This window comes from Pseudomonas putida (assembly GCA_041071465.1).
Classification (GTDB): Bacteria; Pseudomonadota; Gammaproteobacteria; order Pseudomonadales; family Pseudomonadaceae; genus Aquipseudomonas; species Aquipseudomonas putida_P.
The window spans coordinates 4,850,962-4,867,740 of the sequence record CP163498.1; the positions used below are offsets into that span (position 1 = coordinate 4,850,962).

The 16,779-nt window shown below is 64.2% G+C and carries 10 protein-coding genes and 3 pseudogenes; 11 read left to right on the top strand and 2 right to left on the bottom strand.

Annotated features, from left to right (window positions below; translation table 11 throughout):
- Positions 1-104: 104 nt before the first annotated feature.
- The 6 genes and pseudogenes from AB5975_22400 (at position 105) to AB5975_22425 (ending at position 6,964) form a co-directional block, all read left to right on the top strand.
- Positions 105-214: pseudogene (locus AB5975_22400) on the top strand (curli production assembly/transport protein CsgG).
- A 470-nt stretch (positions 215-684) separates the two neighbouring features.
- Positions 685-931 (top strand): annotated as a pseudogene (locus AB5975_22405) (hypothetical protein).
- 433 nt (positions 932-1,364) lie between these two features.
- Positions 1,365-3,275: a sigma-54-dependent Fis family transcriptional regulator gene (locus AB5975_22410; GenBank protein ID XDR19266.1), complete on the top strand. Its 1,911-nt coding sequence runs from the start codon at positions 1,365-1,367 to the stop codon at positions 3,273-3,275.
- Positions 3,276-3,278: 3 nt separating this feature from the next.
- Positions 3,279-5,012 (top strand): ABC transporter ATP-binding protein, encoded by a 1,734-nt coding sequence (locus AB5975_22415; protein XDR19267.1) that lies wholly within the window; start codon positions 3,279-3,281, stop codon positions 5,010-5,012.
- Positions 5,002-5,679 (top strand): peptidase S8 and S53 subtilisin kexin sedolisin, encoded by a 678-nt coding sequence (locus AB5975_22420; GenBank protein XDR19268.1) that lies wholly within the window; start codon positions 5,002-5,004, stop codon positions 5,677-5,679. Before AB5975_22415 ends, AB5975_22420 begins: the two co-directional genes overlap by 11 nt.
- Complete coding sequence (locus AB5975_22425; protein ID XDR19269.1) at positions 5,672-6,964, top strand: NAD(P)/FAD-dependent oxidoreductase; 1,293 nt, start codon at positions 5,672-5,674, stop codon at positions 6,962-6,964. Before AB5975_22420 ends, AB5975_22425 begins: the two co-directional genes overlap by 8 nt.
- A gap of 143 nt (positions 6,965-7,107) precedes the next feature.
- Here the strand turns inward: AB5975_22425 and AB5975_22430 are convergent, their stop codons facing one another.
- Together AB5975_22430 and AB5975_22435 are read right to left on the bottom strand one after the other, a co-directional pair.
- The gene (locus tag AB5975_22430; GenBank protein XDR19270.1) at positions 7,108-8,421 is read right to left on the bottom strand and encodes an alginate export family protein; all 1,314 of its coding nucleotides are present in this window, start codon (positions 8,419-8,421) and stop codon (positions 7,108-7,110) included.
- 153 nt (positions 8,422-8,574) lie between these two features.
- Positions 8,575-10,068, bottom strand: coding sequence for an aldehyde dehydrogenase (locus AB5975_22435; protein XDR19271.1), 1,494 nt, complete (start codon positions 10,066-10,068; stop codon positions 8,575-8,577).
- A gap of 412 nt (positions 10,069-10,480) precedes the next feature.
- Here AB5975_22435 and peaA point away from each other — a divergent pair.
- The 5 genes and pseudogenes from peaA to AB5975_22460 all read left to right on the top strand — a co-directional run bounded on the left by peaA (position 10,481) and on the right by AB5975_22460 (position 16,752).
- Positions 10,481-12,045 (top strand): annotated as a pseudogene (gene peaA / locus AB5975_22440) (quinohemoprotein amine dehydrogenase subunit alpha).
- Positions 12,046-12,093: 48 nt separating this feature from the next.
- A complete protein-coding gene (gene peaB, locus AB5975_22445; GenBank protein ID XDR19272.1) occupies positions 12,094-13,524 on the top strand; it encodes a quinohemoprotein amine dehydrogenase maturation protein in 1,431 nt (476 codons plus the stop codon).
- Position 13,525: 1 nt separating this feature from the next.
- Positions 13,526-13,849, top strand: coding sequence for a quinohemoprotein amine dehydrogenase subunit gamma (gene qhpC, locus AB5975_22450; protein ID XDR19273.1), 324 nt, complete (start codon positions 13,526-13,528; stop codon positions 13,847-13,849).
- A 31-nt stretch (positions 13,850-13,880) separates the two neighbouring features.
- Positions 13,881-15,002, top strand: coding sequence for a quinohemoprotein amine dehydrogenase subunit beta (gene peaD, locus AB5975_22455; protein XDR19274.1), 1,122 nt, complete (start codon positions 13,881-13,883; stop codon positions 15,000-15,002).
- 76 nt (positions 15,003-15,078) lie between these two features.
- Positions 15,079-16,752, top strand: coding sequence for a fatty acid CoA ligase family protein (locus AB5975_22460; GenBank protein XDR19275.1), 1,674 nt, complete (start codon positions 15,079-15,081; stop codon positions 16,750-16,752).
- The last annotated feature ends 27 nt before the right edge of the window (positions 16,753-16,779 follow it).

Consider the following 16,779-nt stretch of genomic DNA (forward strand, 5'->3'; position numbering starts at 1 on the left):
TATTCGTGGAAATCAGAACTTTCGGGGCTTTCACAACTTTCAGTACCCTCAGTAGCAGAAAAAAGGCCGGTACGCTCTGGGAGTAAGCAATAACAATCCGTTTCATCCCCGCCTCACAGAAAAAGCCTAATGTCGGAGGGACATCATGGTCGAGCTGCCACCGCTGCAGTCCGCCAACCTGAAGCTGGAGGGTGGCATCATCGCCGACGACACCACCTGGGTATCGACACCTCCAGCCGTGATCTATCTTGAGGGCCTTTTCGCGGGCTTGCCCGCGAAGAGGCCAATGCGGTTGACAGAAGTGTTACGACAAATGCCCTCAGCTTGAAACCCTTCCCTGACCTCGGTAGTCTTTGCCCGCTGCTGTCAATCCAGCAGCCGGGTTTGGTAGCCCGCGATCAATCAAGGCGCACAAGCGCCCGCTCTGCGATACAGTTGGCGCTTTTTTGTGCCCGGCTGTTTCGTTTTATGGCGGCTGTGCGTAGGGCGCCTCCGTGCGCGCCGGTTTCCTTGATTCCCGGTCTACCAACCTGCGTACAGCCGTCACCACTTCGTTTGGTAGCGATCTGTGGCGGCTCCAGTGAATCAAGGAGCGACACAATGACAAAAGGCTTACCTGATCCTCCCGTACGCGCCACCACGGCGTCCTCCAGTTTTTCGACTTGTGAATGCAGCCATCCGCCGTTGTTTGCCGTGCGTGCAGGGGTGGACTACGAAGATGCGCTGGTGCATCTGTCCACGCTGCTCTCAGGGGGCGTTTGCGACCAACCTCAAGGCGTTGGAGTTGGCCAAGGGGACTTGTCGTGATCTGTTGTTGAGCAATGACCATGGGCTGGATTCGGCAAAGGCGGTGGTGGAGGCTTTGCTGGATGGGGTTGAAAGGCAGCAGCTGACCGGGCGAGGGAAGGCGGTACAGATGCAGGGTTTTTGAGGGCTGGCTCGGGGCCTGCGTATGGGCCTCCAGGTGCACGCCTATACAGGTTTGGCGCCTGTGAGATCGAGCGCCGCCCGCGCGGCGCATCGCGAGCTACGCTCGCTCCTACGTTTGTTTCGGGCCAATTATGTCTGTGGGATTTGCGCGCGAATGCCTTGGCACACGGCTCAATATCGCGTCGAACAAACAAGGCGGTCGCGCGCACCTGGCACAGGCGTTACTGGCCAAAAACAAACGTAGGAGCGAGCGTAGCTCGCGATGCGCCGCGCGGGCGGCGCTCGATATCCGCCCCACCCGAAAACCCAAGCCATACACCCCCAGCCATCCCCCAACCCATCAACCAGATGACGCCCAGCCATTTCTCCCGCACACTGCGGAAAATTCCCAAGCCCGTACCCCGCCACCTTGCGGGGCACAGCCGGAGTAGAAAATGGCGCGACAACTAATAACAAACGCCCACGACCCGCTGCACGAATCCCGCCAGGCCCGCCTGAAACTGGCCAGCGAAGGCGAGTTGCCGCTGGGCATGCTGCGCGACGAAATCGACGCTTCTTGGCGGCGCAGCCTAGGCCATGGCCTGGATTGCCTGCAAGGCGAACAAGTCGGCCTGGGCCTGGAACAGGGCCACGACCTGCGCATGCTGCTGGAGCGCAACCGCTTGCTGGTCGACGCCGTCACCCCCGAATTGGACTACCTGGTCGCCCGCCAGGGCAAGGCCGGTATCGTCATCCTCGGCGACGCCCAGGCCAACGTCCTGGCCATCGAAGGCCAGACGCACGTACTCAGCCGCGAGGGCCTGCGCGACCTGCATCCCGGCAGTTGCTGGAGCGAATCGCTGCGCGGCACCAATGCCATCGGCACCGCCGTGGTGGAAGGCCGGCCGACGTTGATCAACTGCGGTGAACACTACCTCGACCGCCTCAGCCCGTTCTCCTGCACTTCCGTGCCTCTGCGCGATCCGCGTGGCGAGGTGATCGGTGTGCTCGACATTACCCGCGAAGGGGTGATGGCGCAGCCGCAGGACAGCCTGTCGACACTCATGCTGGCCGCTGGCAACATCGAAAGCCGCATGTTCGGCCTGTGCCACCCGGACCAACTGGTGTTGGCCTTCCACAGCCGTCCGCAGTACCTCAACAGTGCCTGGCATGGCCTGCTGGCGCTGAGCCTGGACGGTGAAGTGCTGGCCGCCAACGACAGTGCCTGCCAGTTGCTGCAGGTGGCGCGCCAGGAGCTGATTGGCCGGCGCAGCACGGACCTGCTCGGTGAGCGTTCACCTGCGTTTATTGCACGCCTGTGGCAGGGCGGCGTGAGCAGCGTGCAAACCGCCAAGGGCGAGTTCTACTTCCGTGCCCTGCAGCTGCCGCGCCATGGCCGGGTCAATGGCAGTACGCCGGCAAGCAAGCCGACGCTGAGCAAGCAGTCGCCCGCGCTCGACGCGCTGGCCGGTGGTGACCCACGGCTGGCGCGCAACCTGCGCATGGCCCGCCAAGGGTTGGGCAATGGCCTGCCGGTGCTGCTGCTGGGCGAGACCGGTACCGGTAAGGAAGTGGTCGCCCGAGCCTTGCACCAGGCCAGCCCGCGTGCCGACAAACCGTTCGTGGCCGTCAACTGCGCGGCCATCCCCGAAGGGCTGATCGAGTCCGAGCTGTTCGGCTACCGCGAGGGTGCTTTCACAGGCTCCCGCCGGGGCGGCATGGTCGGGCGGCTGATGCAGGCCCATGGTGGCACACTGTTCCTCGACGAAATCGGCGACATGCCGCTGGCCTTGCAGGCGCGCCTATTGCGGGTATTGCAAGAGCGCCGTGTGGCGCCGCTGGGTGCCGGCGACGAGCAGGACATCGACGTGGCGTTGATTTGCGCCACCCACCGCGACCTCAAGCGTTTAGTGCAGGAGCAGCACTTCCGCGAAGACCTGTACTACCGGGTCAACGGCGTGTCGCTGCGCCTGCCGGCGCTGCGCGAGCGTGACGACCTGGCGGCGATCATTCAAGGCCTGCTGGACAAGTCCGATGCCCGTGGCGTCACGCTAGACCCGGCGTTGGCGGCATTGCTCGAAGGCTTCGACTGGCCAGGCAACATCCGCCAGCTGGAAATGGTGGTGCGCACGGCACTGGCCATGCGCGAGAACGGCGAGCAGGTGCTGACGCTGGACCACCTCACCGATTGCCTACTGGACGAGTTGGCCAGCGGCTCGGCGCCCTCCGGCAGCCTCAAGGACAACGAGCTGGAGCTGATCCGTGGCGCCCTTGCGCGCCACCAGGGCAATGTGTCGGCTGCCGCCGAAGCACTGGGCATCAGCAGGGCGACGCTGTACCGCAAGCTCAAACAGTTGCGCGGCTGAACCATGGGCCCATTGTTCGCAAAGCTGGTGGAGTCCAGCGACCCTGTACTCATGCGCCAGGCGTTGGCCTGGCTGTATGGTTTCGTGCGCCCGCACCGGCGCGCCATCGGCCTGCTGCTGGGTTTGTCGCTGGGCGCCTCGTTGCTGGCCCTGGCGCAACCTTGGCTGGTCAAGACGCTGATCGACGAGGGGCTGCTGGCCAAGGACTACCAGACCCTCTGGCACATGGCAGCGATCATGATCGGCGCAGGCCTGCTGGGCACGGTGCTGGCCGGCGTCAACCGCTACCTGCACACGCGCTTGTCTGGGCGCATTCTGTTCGCCCTGCGCGATGACCTGTACCGCCACCTGCAGCAGTTGTCGCCTACGTTCTATGGGCGGCGGCGCATGGGCGACATTCTTTCGCGGCTGGACGGCGATGTGGCGGAGATCCAGCGCTTTGCCGTGGATTCGCTGTTCTCGGCGGTGTCGGCGGTGATCGGCCTGGTGGGCGCGGTGGCGTTGATGCTGATGCTGTCGTGGCAGTTGTCGCTGTTGCTGGCGCTGCTGGTACCGATCGAGGTGCTGTGGCTGCGCTGGATGCGGCGCAAGGTAGAGCACGAGGTGCGAAACCTGCGTGAGCGTTCGGCGGATGTGTCGTCGTTTCTGGTAGAGACCTTGCCGGCGATGAAGTTCATCCAGGCGGCCGGCCAGCAAGGCCGCGAGGCAGGGCGGCTGGATCAGCTGGGCCAAGGCTACATGCGCCAGTTGCTGAAGGTGCAGGTGACCGAATTCTTCACCCAGGCCATTCCCGGTACGCTCACCTCATGGTGCCGCGCTTGCGCGTTTTTGGTCGGCGGCTGGTGGGTGATTCAGGGGACCTGGCAGTTGGGCGCGTTGATCGCCTTTTCCACCTACATGGGCATGGCGGTAGGGCCGGTGCAGAGCCTGCTGGGCCTGTACGTGGCGGTGCAGCGCATGGCCGTGAGCCTTGGGCGGGTGATGGAGCTGAAACGGGAAACCGTGGCCGTACGCCCGGCAGCCAACCCGCAACCCATACCCGATGGGCCAGGCGAATTGCGCCTCGAAGCACTGAGCTTTGCCCATGAAGGGCGCCAGGGTGCGGTGCTGAATAACGTACAGGTGTGTGTACCAGGCGGGCTGAAGGTGGCCATCAGCGGCGCTTCGGGGGTGGGCAAGTCGACCCTGATCGACCTGTTGCAGCGCTTCTACGACCCGGACGCTGGGCGCATCCTGCTGGACGGGACCGACCTGCGCGAGCTGGACTTGGCAGCGCTGCGTAGGCGTATCGCCGTCGTCAGCCAGGACATCGTGCTGTTCCGTGGCACTCTGGCGCAGAACCTGGCCTACGGCGTGCCCGAGGCCAGCCGCGCAGAGCTTGAGCGTGTGGTGCGCCTGGCGCGGCTGGACGGCCTGGTCGACAGCCTGCCGCTGGGCCTGGACGGCTTGCTGGGCGAACGTGGCCAGCAGTTGTCCGGCGGCCAGAAGCAACGCATCGCCATCGCCCGTGCGGTGTTGCAGGCCCCGGCGATTCTGGTGCTGGACGAGGCCACCTCGGCGGTGGACGAAGCCACCGAACGTGAGGTGATCGCAGCTATCGACCAGCTGTTTGCCAGCCGCACGCGGATCCTCATCAGCCACCGCGCGTCGACTTTGGCTGATGCCGACCTGCACTTGCAGTTGCATGACGGCCAGTTGCAGGTACTGCCGCAGGAGACGGTCAAACATGGGCGCTGACGTGCGCGTTGGGGTCATCGACAGTGGCTGCTCGCGGGAGCAAACCAACGGCTTGCTCGATGCCCGCCGTTTCTGGCTGGAAGACGGCCAGTTACGTGAAGGCGCAATGCTGCCCGACGAGCTAGGGCATGGCGGTGCCGTGCTGGCCAGCTTGCAACGGGAGGCTGGCCCTGTGCCGTTGCTGGTGGCCCAGGTGTTCGGCGGCCAGGCCAGCACCAGTGCCTTGCAGGTGGCGGCAGCGCTGCTGTGGCTGGTGGAAGCGGGGGCTACGCTGGTTAACCTGAGCCTTGGCCTGCAGCAGGACCGACCGGTTTTGCATCAGGCCTGCGCTGAGGCCTTGGCTGCGGGCGTGGTGTTGTGTGCATCCAGCCCGGCACAGGGCGGGCCCGTATTCCCAGCCAGCTACCCAGGCGTGATTCGGGTGACCGGTGATGCACGTTGCGCGCCCGGCCAGTGGTCGTGGCTGGGCACCCGGCAGGCGGACTTTGGCGGTTATGTAGGGACGGGCGGCAGAGCGGGCGCTAGCCTGGGTTGTGCGGCATTGAGCGGTAGGATTGCGGCGTTGCTGCGTGCCGAGCCGGGCATGGATCGCCAGCGAATCCATGAGTGGTTGCGTCAGCATGCGACGTTCTCAGGCCCAGAGCGACGGGGGGCGAGCCATGCCTGAACCGCACATTGTGGTGTTGGGTGCCGGCCCTGCGGGTGCGGCCACGGCCATAGGCCTGCGGCGGCTGGGTTATACCGTGACGGTGGTGTCGCAGTGGCGCCGTTTCGCGGCTGTTGAAGGGGTTTCGCAACGGGTGCTGGAGGGCTTGCGGCATGCGGGCCTCGGCGGTGCTTTGAGCCAGGCGGCCACGCCGGCTACCCGGCAGGTGCACTGGAATGGCCAGCACCTGCGAATGAACCAGGAGTTCTTGCTGGATCGGCAACGGTTTGATCGGGCGCTGCGCAACGATCTTCAGCGTGCCGGTGTAAGCGTGGTCGAGGGGCGGGTACGCGAGGTGGTGCACGAGGGCGGTCATCATGTGCGTCTTGACGATGGGCAAGTGCTGACGGCTGATTTTCTCGTCGAGGCCCGAGGCCGCCAGGCACCGCTGGCCGCAGACCGCCTGCGCGGGCCGGAAACAGTCAGCCTGCTGAATGTCTGGCAGGGTAGCCCTGGCGCGCCTGCGTCGGCAGTGGAAAGCCTGGAGGATGGCTGGGCGTGGATGGCGCGGCTGGCAGATGGCCGTTGCTACTGGCAAGTCACCCAGGACGCTGCAGGCCTGCCGGGTAAGGCCGGGTTGGCCGATTATTGCGCGACGCTGCGGGCACGCAGCGGGTTGGTCGCGGAGCTGTTCGACGATCAGGCGTTGGTGCCGGCACAGGTGCATGCACGCAGCAGTACTGCCATTCTGGCGGGCGAATGCGTCGGGCATGACTGGATACGGGTGGGTGATGCGGCGATGGCCGTTGACCCGCTGTCGGGTAACGGGATTTTCCAGTCACTGTCTTCGGCGTTGCAGGCGCCGGTGGTGATCAACACCTTGCTGCGCCGGCCCGAGCGGGCGGTGTTGGCGTGGCAGTTTCACCAGCAGCGGGTCGAACAGCTGTTTTTGCGATTTGCCCGCATTGGGCGGGATTTCTATGGGCAGGAGCAAGGGCGGGTAGGGCAGCCATTTTGGGCTCGGCGCCAAGGCTGGCCGGATGCGCAGCCCTTGCATACGGCCGCGGATTGGAGCGCCGTGCGGGTTGAACGGCGGCCTGTGTTGCGCGACGGTCTGGTGGACGAGGCCGAGGTGGTGGTGACGGCGGACCAGCCGTTGGGGGTGTGGCATTTGCAGGGGGTGGAGTTGGCGCCTGTGGTACGGGCGTTGCTGGGTGGCCTGGCAATTGGGGCGGTTTTGTCGGGCTTACCGGGTGAGCAGCAGATGATGGTGCGGCGGTGGCTGGTGGAGCAGGGGTTGGCTTGAGATGGCCGGGGCCGCTTTGCGGCCCATCGCGACACAAGGCCGCTCCTACACAGGTACAACATCGCCTGTGATGCTTGCGCTGTACTTGTGTAGGAGCGGCCTTGCGTCGCGAAAGGGCTGCGAAGCAGCCCCAGGCTGCAGAGTCAAAAAAAGGTCCCGACAATCAGTTGCATGTAGGCCCCCGTATCCCGCCCACCCAATTGCGTGCCGCCGTTGTTCGCACTGCGCTCCGGCTTATAGAACCCTACCAACGGGCTGATCAGCAGGTGCTCGTTGACCATCCATTCCACGTACAGGTCCAGCTCACGCCCGCCGAGGTTGCCCTGATCCGTGTCCAGCGTATCGAAGTCGAAGTACAGCGCGCCGACGGTCAGGTTGTCCCGTGGCTTGCCTTTCAGCGCCACATGGTGCACCTGGCTGTTCTTGTTGAACGGCCCGGCATAGTTGGCCGCTACTTCACCCTGGAACCAGGTGCCATAGCCTCGGCTCAGGCCATAGAACAGTGGGTCGAAGCCTTCGGAGAAGCGGCTGTAGCGGTAGGTGGCAGTCGGTGACCAGGGCAATTCGGAGAAGGTCCAGTTGCCCTCCAGGTACCAGGCATTCTCGCGCCCACCGGTCTTGTCCTGGCTCACGTACTCGGCGGCCAGTTCCAGGTCCTTCACGCCCACATTGCCGCGCCCGCGCAGGCTGGCGGTGTCCATGCCGTCGCGGTGTTCCAGGCCCATGATTTGCGCGTAGCGTTGGTCCACGTCCAGGCCGCGGATCCAGCTGAGGCCCACGGTGCCGGCGTCGGCGACGTGTTCCAAATTGGCTACCGCCAGCGAGGTATCGGCCTGGTAGTGGTTGTCGGACTTCAGCCACATCAGGTCGCCGCGCCAGCCCTGCTTGCCGCCCAGGCGCAGCACGGCGGTGCGGTCGAAGGCTTTACGGGCGGCCAGGTAGTAGGCGCCGCCGCGATCGAAGTTGGCGCCCAGGTCGACCTTGCCCAGGTTCACCGGGTCGCCCTGGATCAGAAAACCATCGCCCAATGTCACTACCTGGCGACCGCCTGAAATGTCCACGCCGTCTTCGCCCAGGGCCGGGAACAGGTTGGCCGAGCGCCAGCCCAGGTACAGGTCTTCGATGGCTGTGCGGCGTTCGTCGCCCAGGGTCAGGCCGGCGGCATCGCCATCGCCCCAGGTGGCGGAACTGAGCAGGTTGACGGCCCCGTAGAGGGCGCCGCTGTCGGCCAGGGCCTGGCTGCCGCTAAGGCCATATTTGACGTAGCCTTCTTGCCAGGCGGTGCTGCCGGGCTGGCGGTTGCCGGCCTGGTTGAAGCTTTCGTCGCTGTGGAACACACCGAACAGGGCTTCGAGGTCGGCGTTGAGGGTGGTGCCGTTGTGGTTGTAGAGCTCGTAGGCTTGGCTGGCGGGTGCGGCCACCAGCAGGGCCAAAGTGCAGGCGAGTGTGTGCCTCATGGGTTTGCTCCATGGTTTTTATTGTTGTTTTTAGTTGCCTGGGCCGGCCCTTTCGCGGGTAAACCCGCTCCCACAGGGACCCCACAGTTTTCCGGCTTGTGGTGATCCTGTGGGAGCGGACGAGCCCGCGAAGAGGCCGCTACAGGTAAATGATCAGAGCTTGATCAGCACCGATTTGAGCTCGGTGTAATGCTCGATGGCTGCTGCGCCCATCTCGCGACCAACGCCAGACATCTTGTAGCCACCAAACGGCAGTGCCGGGTCCAGTGCGCTGTGGCAGTTGACCCATACCGAACCCGACTTGATGCGCGGGATCATGCGGTGCACGGCGGCCAGGTCGTTGGACCAGATGCTTGCGCCCAGGCCATAGGGGTTGTCGTTGGCCATGCCGATCACTTCGTCGATGTCATCGAACGGCATTGCCACCAGCACCGGCCCGAAGATTTCTTCTTGTACCAGGCGGTGGCGCTGGTCGACATCGACAATCACCGTCGGCTTGACGAAGTAACCCGGCCCGAAGCCTTCACCGCCACAGGCGATGGTCGCGCCCAGTTCGCGGCCAAGCTCGATGTAGCCGGTGACGCGGTCCTGCTGCTTGGCCGAGATCAGCGGGCCCATCTGCACCGCTGGGTCCAGCCCGTTGCCCAGTTTCATGCCATTGGCGATGCCGGCGATGTCGGCCACCACGTTGTCGAAGTGCTTGCGGTGCACATACAGCCGCGAGCCCGCGCAGCACACCTGGCCCTGGTTGAAGAAGATTGCCGTGGCCGCACCGGCTGCGGCTTCCTGCAGGTTGGCGTCGGGCATGACGATGGTCGGCGACTTGCCGCCCAGCTCCAGGGTGACGCGGGTCATGTTGTCCATGGCCGCCTTGCCGATCAGCTTGCCGACTTCGGTCGAGCCGGTGAAGGTCAGCTTGTCCACCCCAGGGTGGCGACTGAGCGCAGCGCCCGCGTTCAGGCCTGTACCGGTGATTACGTTGAAAACGCCTGCCGGGTAGCCGGCTTCGTCTACCAGTTCTGCCAGCTTGAGCACGCTCAGTGGGGTTTCATCGGCGGGCTTGAGCACCACGGTGCAACCGGTGGCCAGGGCTGGGCCGAGTTTCCAGCAGGCCAGCAGCAGCGGGAAGTTCCAGGCGACGATGGCGCCGACCACGCCCACCGCCTCGCGGCGCACGAAACCATGGAACTGGTCGTTGGGCATCAACGGCATGGAGGCTTCGACGGTGCTACCCTCGATCTTGGTGGCCCAGCCGGCCATGTAGCGCAGGAAGTCGATGGCCAGTTGCACGTCCATCACCTGGGCGACGGCGGCGCTCTTGCCGTTGTTCAGGCACTCCAGTTCGGCCAGCTGGCGGGCGTCGCGCTCCATCAGGTCGGCCAGGCGCCACAACAGGTTTTGCCGCTCGCGCGGACGCAGGCGGCTCCAGGGCGAATCATCGAAGGCTTGACGTGCCGCGCGCACGGCGCGATCGACATCCTCGGCCTCGGCGGCGGGCACTTCACCCAGTACTTCGCCGGTGGCCGGGTTGCGGAACGACAGGGTGCGACCGCTGGCGGCGTCCTGCCACTCGGCGCCGATGCGCATCTTCAGCTTGCGTTCGAGAAAGGCGCGGGTGGCGGGCAGGATGGGCAGTTCGGAAAGCATGGGACGGTGCCTCTTGTCATTGGATGTGGCGGGCACCGGCGCAATGGCCGTGCCAACCTGGGCAGATGGCGGCAAGGCCTTGAGCTGACTGGGTTTTGCCGTGACGCAAGGTTCGGTTTGCAAAGGTGCGCTGTTGCACAATGAGACGGTGTGAGACGGTGGTGAAACAGCGGCTCTCAGGGCCAGCAGCCGACATGTCAGGTGTTGTCTCAACCTGAAACACACTGTCGCGAAATGGCACGCTGCAATTGGCCATCCGTGCTGCTGGCCAAGCCCCGGAAACTGCCTAAAAGGTTGAAAGGCAACACTTTTACAGCACCTGGCACAGTTCCTGTATCACAACCGTCACATGCACACCTGCTGTACCAAAGCGTGCGAAAACGATAAGAACAACAACCGTGGAGGTCTGACCTTGAAGACGACTCGACTCCGGCGGCATGCGGGCAAACTGGCGCTGGTCGCCGCCGCGCTGCTGAGCACCCAGGCCATGGCGGCCGAGCAGGGCCCGAGCCTGTTGCAGAACAAGTGCATGGGTGCCATATCCCCGAAGGCAACGACACCTATAGCCGCATCAGCCACCAGCGCAAGACGCCGGAAGGCTGGCTGATGAGCATTGCCCGCATGCAGATGATGCACGGCCTGCAGATCAGTGACGACGACCGTCGCACGCTGGTCAAGTACCTGGCCGACAAGCAGGGCCTGGCGCCCAGCGAAACCGATGGCGTGCGTTACGCCATGGAGCGCCGGCTCAATACCGTCGAGCACTTCGACACCCAGCTCAGCGAGACCTGTGGCCGTTGCCACTCCGGTGCCCGCGTCGCCTTGCAACGGCGCCCGGCCAAGGAGTGGGAACACCTGGTCAACTTCCACCTTGGCCAATGGCCGTCCCTTGAGTACCAGGCCCAGGCGCGTGACCGCGATTGGCTGCCGATTGCCCTGCAACAAGTGGTGCCGGAGCTTGCCAAGCGCTTCCCGATGGAAAGCGCAGCCTGGGCCGAATGGCAGAAGGCCAAACCCAAGGCAGACGCACTGCCGGGGCAGTGGGCATTCAGCGGCCATATGCTTGCCAAGGGCGACGTACGTGGGGTGATGAGCGTCACGGCTGGGGAGGGCGATACCTTCAAGGTCGAGGTCAAGGGCGCTTACGCCGACGGCACGCCGTTCAACGGCAGCGGCACGGCGATCCTCTACAACGGCTATGAGTGGCGTGGCAACGTCAAGGTCGGCGATGCCAACCTGCGCCAGGTGTTCGCCGCGCTGGATGGCGAGATGAAAGGCCGTATGTTCGAAGCCGAACACGATGAACGCGGCCTGGACTTCACTGCGGCGAAGGAAGGCAAGGCGCGCCTGCTGGCGGTTCAGCCGGCATTCATCAAGGCCGGCGGCGAAAGCGAGATCACCCTGGTGGGTAGCGGCCTGGACGGCAAGCCCGACTTGGGTGCAGGGGTGGAAGTGACCGAGGTGCTGGAGCAAACCCCGACCCTGGTACGGGTCAAGGCCCGCGCCGCGGCAGACGCCAAGCCTGGCCAGCGCGAGGTTGCGGTGGGCGCGCTCAAAGGTGTCAACCTGGCGGTCTACGACAAGGTCGACGAAGTGAAGGTGGTGCCGGCGTTCTCCATCGCCCGCATTGGCGAGAACGGCGCTTCGGTGCCGAAAGTGCAGGGCCGCTTCGAGGCCGAAGCCTGGGGTAAAGACGCCAGCGGACAACCGCTGCGCATCGGCTACCTGCCGGCCACCTGGAAGGTCGAGCCGTTCAACGAGCGTGCGGTCGAGGACGAAGACGTCAAGTTCGCCGGGCAGATGCAGGCTGATGGCGTGTTCGTACCAGGCGGTGCCGGGCCCAACCCCGAGCGCAAGATGATGACCAACAACGCCGGTAACTTGAAAGTCATCGCCACGCTGGCCGACGGTGGCCAGACCGGCGAAGGGCACATGATCGTCACCGTACAGCGCTGGAACAACCCGCCGCTGCCATAACGGCAGGGCGCAACGGTTTTCCAACGGATCGATTATCGGGAGGTCGCCATGGGCGTACTACTGAACCTGGTCGAGCGTAACCTGCACGAAGTGCAGGTCGATGCCGACCGCATGCTGTTCCATATTCCCAGCAGCTCGCTGTTTGCCACCGATGCGGTGACCGGCAGCATCATCGACGCTTTGCGCCAGCAAGGCTGCTCGGCCGAGGAGCTGATGCAGCGCCTTGGCCAGCAGTTTGCCGGCGACGATATCCAGGACACCCTGCGCGAGCTGATCGCGCTGGAGCTGGTCAGCGACGGCTCGCCGCTGACCCCGGAAATCGCCCTGAAGCAGGTCGAACGCACCGCGCTTAACACCGTGGTTCTGAACGTCAACACTGGCTGCAACCTCAGCTGCACTTATTGCTACAAGGAAGACCTGGACAAGCCTTCCGCCGGCAAGAAGATGAGCACCGCCACCGCCGAGGCCTCGGTGGAGATGCTGCTCAAGGAATCGCCCAACGAGGAGCGCTACAGCGTGGTGTTCTTCGGTGGCGAGCCACTGTCCAACCGGCCGTTGATCGAGCACATGGTGGCTTACTGCGAACGGCGTTTCGCCGAGGCGGGCAAGCAGGTGGAGTTCATCATGACCACCAACGCCACCTTGCTGACCGAAGAAATCATCGACTGGCTCAACGTCCACCGTTTCGGCCTGTCGATCAGCATCGACGGCCCCAAGACCGTGCACGACCGTAACCGCATCACCGTGGGTGGGCAGGGCACCTATGACGTGGTGCGGCGCAAGGCCGACCTGCTGCTGTCGCGCTACACCAGCCGCCCGGTGGGCGCGCGGGTCACGCTGACCCGTGGCATTACCGATGTCGAAACCATCTGGAACCACTTGTTCAATGAAATGGGCTTCGCCGAAGTCGGCTTTGCCCCGGTGACCTCGGGCGACATGGCCGATTTCAACCTCACGAGCGAAGAGCTGGTGCAGGTGTTCGCCAACATGAAGGCCCTCGGCCGGCGTTACCTGGAGGCGGCGCTGGAGCACCGCAACATCGGTTTCTCCAACCTGCACCAGTTGATCACCGACATCCACGAAGGCCACAAGAAGGCCCTGCCGTGTGGCGCCGGGCTGAAGATGCTGGCGGTTGACCACGAGGGCGAGCTGAACTTGTGCCACCGCTTCACCGGCTCCAGCCTGCCGACCTTCGGCAATGTGCACCAAGGGGTGAAGCAGGCGCAGCTCAACGACTTCCTGTCACAACGCCTGGACCGTAGCAACACCGGCTGTGAAAGCTGCCGCATCCGCAACCTGTGCTCGGGCGGCTGCTACCACGAAAGCTATGCACGCTACGGCGACCCGCAGCACCCGACCTACCACTATTGCGAACTGATGCGCGACTGGGTGGACTTCGGCATCGAAGTCTACAGCCGCATCATGGCCGCCAACCCGGCCTTCATCGATCGCTACATCACCCCGCGGAAGGCGCACTGACATGAAGCACTTGAAGCCCCTGAACAACAAGGCGCGCATCCTGGAGCAGGCCGCCGCCGAAGACCGTGTCGAAGAAGTGATGGCCATGAGCGCGGTGGCAGGCTGCACGGCCACCACCGACCCGGGCTGGGAAGTGGATGCCTTTGGCGGCGTCAGCTCGTTGTGCCAACCGATGGAGGCCGACCTGTATGGCTGCTCCGACCCTTGCTGGTGGCCAGCCCAGGTGCCGGACATGATGAGCACCTACCAGGACTGGAACGCCCAGGCGACCAACTCGGCGGACGACTGGCGCAACCTCGGCACCGTGTTCCCGAAAGACAAGTGACGGCCCAACAAGAATGACAAGGGGAAACCGCATGAAAGCTGGACGCTGCGCGCAACTTGCGCTCACCATCGCCGCCACGGCCTGCGCCGGGCTGGTACAGGCCGACGACACCGGGCCGGCACTGAAGGCTGGCCACGAATACATGATCGTGACCAACTACCCGAACAACCTGCATGTGGTCGATGTGGCCAGTGACACGGTCTACAAAAGCTGCCAGATGCCCGACAAGTTCGGCCCTGGCACCGCAATGATGGCGCCGGACAACCGCACCGCCTACGTGCTCAACAACCACTACGGCGACATCTACGGTATCGACCTGGACACCTGCAAGAACACCTTCCGCGCCAACCTGTCCAGCGTGGCAGGCGAAGTCGGCCGGTCGATGTACTCGTTCGCCATCAGCCCCGATGGCAAGGAAGTGTACGCCACGGTCAACCCGACCCAGATGCTGAACGACCATTACGTGGTCAAACCGCCGCGGCTGGAGGTGTTCAGCACCGCCGATGGCCTGCAGGCCAAGCCGGTGCGTACCTTCCCGATGCCGCGCCAGGTGTACCTGATGCGCGCCGCTGACGATGGCAGCCTGTTCGTCGCAGGGCCGGACATCTACAAGATGGACGTGAAGACCGGCAAATACACAGTGGCCCTGCCGTTGCGCAACTGGAACCGCAAGGGCTACAGCGCCCCGGACGTGCTGTACTTCTGGCCGCACCAGAGTCCGCGCCACGAGTTCACCATGCTGTACACCATTGCCAAGTTCAAGGACGACAAGCAGGACCCGGCCACCGCCGAGCCGCTGTATGGCTACCTGAGCGTCGACCTGAAGACCGGCAAGACCCACACCCAGGAGTTCGCCGACCTGACTGAGTTGTACTTCACCGGCCTGCGCTCGCCCAAGGACCCGAACCAGATCTACGGCGTGCTCAACCGCCTGGCCAAGTTCGACATCAAACAGCGCAAGCTGATCAAGGCGGCTAACCTGGAGCACACTTACTACTGCGTCACCTTCGACAAGAAGGGCGACAAACTGTACCTGGGCGGCACCTTCAACGACCTGGCGGTGTTCAACCCGGAAACGTTGGAGAAAGTGAAGAACATCAAGTTGCCGGGTGGTGACATGTCTACCACGACGCCCCAGGTGTTCATCCGCTAGATCGGTGTGGGCCTGTTCGCGGGTTTACCCGCGAACAGGCCGGTACAAAAAACACAAGAACAACAAGAGAACGCCCATGCCCCAGCCAAGCTACTCCCAGGGCAACCAGGACAAGGCCCTGCTTACCCAGTGCATCGGCGACGCCTTCGACGCCACTGTCGCTCGCTTTCCCGAGCGCGAGGCGCTGGTGGTGCGCCACCAGGCCCTTCGCTACACCTGGCGGCAACTGGCCGAGGCCGTCGACCAGCATGCTCGCGCGCTGATGGCCCTGGGCGTGCAGCCCGGTGACCGCCTGGGTATCTGGGCGCCCAATTGCGCCGAGTGGTGCATTACCCAGTTCGCCAGCGCCAAGGTTGGCGCAATCCTGGTCAACATCAATCCGGCCTACCGCTCCAGCGAGCTGGACTATGCGCTCGGCCAGTCCGGCTGCCGTTGGGTGATCTGTGCCGATGCGTTCAAGACCTCCGATTACCACGCCATGCTGCAGGGCCTTGTACCTGGCCTGGCCAGCGGTCAAGCGGGCGCGCTGATCTGCGAGCGTTTTCCCGAACTGCGTGGCGTGGTCAGTCTGGCCGTTGCGCCCCCACCTGGGTTCCTCGCCTGGCACGACCTGCAGTCCCGCGCCGAGGCCGTCAGCCGCGAGGCCCTGGCCCAGCGGCAGGCACAACTGCGCTGCGACGATCCGATCAACATCCAGTACACCTCGGGGACTACCGGCTTCCCAAAGGGCGCCACCCTCAGCCACAGCAACATTCTCAACAACGGCTACATGGTGGGTGAAAGCCTGGGCCTGACCGAACATGATCGGTTGGTAGTGCCGGTGCCGCTGTACCACTGCTTCGGTATGGTCATGGCCAACCTTGGCTGCATGACCCACGGCAGCACCTTGATTTATCCCAACGATGCCTTCGACCCTTTGGCTACCCTGCGCGCGGTGGCGGAGGAGAAAGCCACGGCGTTGTATGGCGTGCCGACCATGTTCATTGCCGAGCTGGACCACCCGCAGCGCGGCGAGTTCGACCTGTCGAGCCTGCGCACGGGGATCATGGCCGGCGCTACGTGCCCGATCGAGGTGATGCGCCGGGTGATTGGCGAGATGCACATGGCCGAGGTGCAGATTGCCTACGGCATGACCGAGACCAGCCCGGTGTCGCTACAGACCGGCGCCACTGACGACCTGGAGCGCCGCGTGACCAGCGTGGGGCGCACCCAGCCACGGCTGGAGAACAAAGTGATCGACAACGACGGCGGCACAGTGCCGCGCGGTGAGATTGGCGAGCTGTGCACGCGTGGCTACAGCGTGATGCTGGGTTACTGGAACAACCCCAAGGCCACGGCCGAGAGCATCGATGAAGACGGCTGGATGCACACCGGCGACCTGGCAGTGATGGACGAACAAGGCTATGTGCGGATTGTCGGGCGCAGCAAGGACATGATCATTCGCGGCGGTGAGAACATCTACCCGCGTGAGCTGGAAGAGTTCTTCTTCACCCACCCAGCGGTGGCCGATGTGCAGGTGATTGGCGTGCCGTGCAGCAAGTATGGCGAAGAGATCGTCGCCTGGGTGCGGCTGCACCCAGGGCATGCTGCCAGTGAAGAAGAACTGCGAGAGTGGGCCAAGGCGCGAATTGCGCACTTCAAGGTGCCCCGGTACTTCCGCTTTGTCGACGAGTTCCCGATGACGGTGACCGGCAAGGTGCAGAAGTTCAGGATGCGCGAGATCAGCGTCGAGGAACTGACTGCCAATTGATGTAGGGGCCGGCACAGGCAGCAGAGG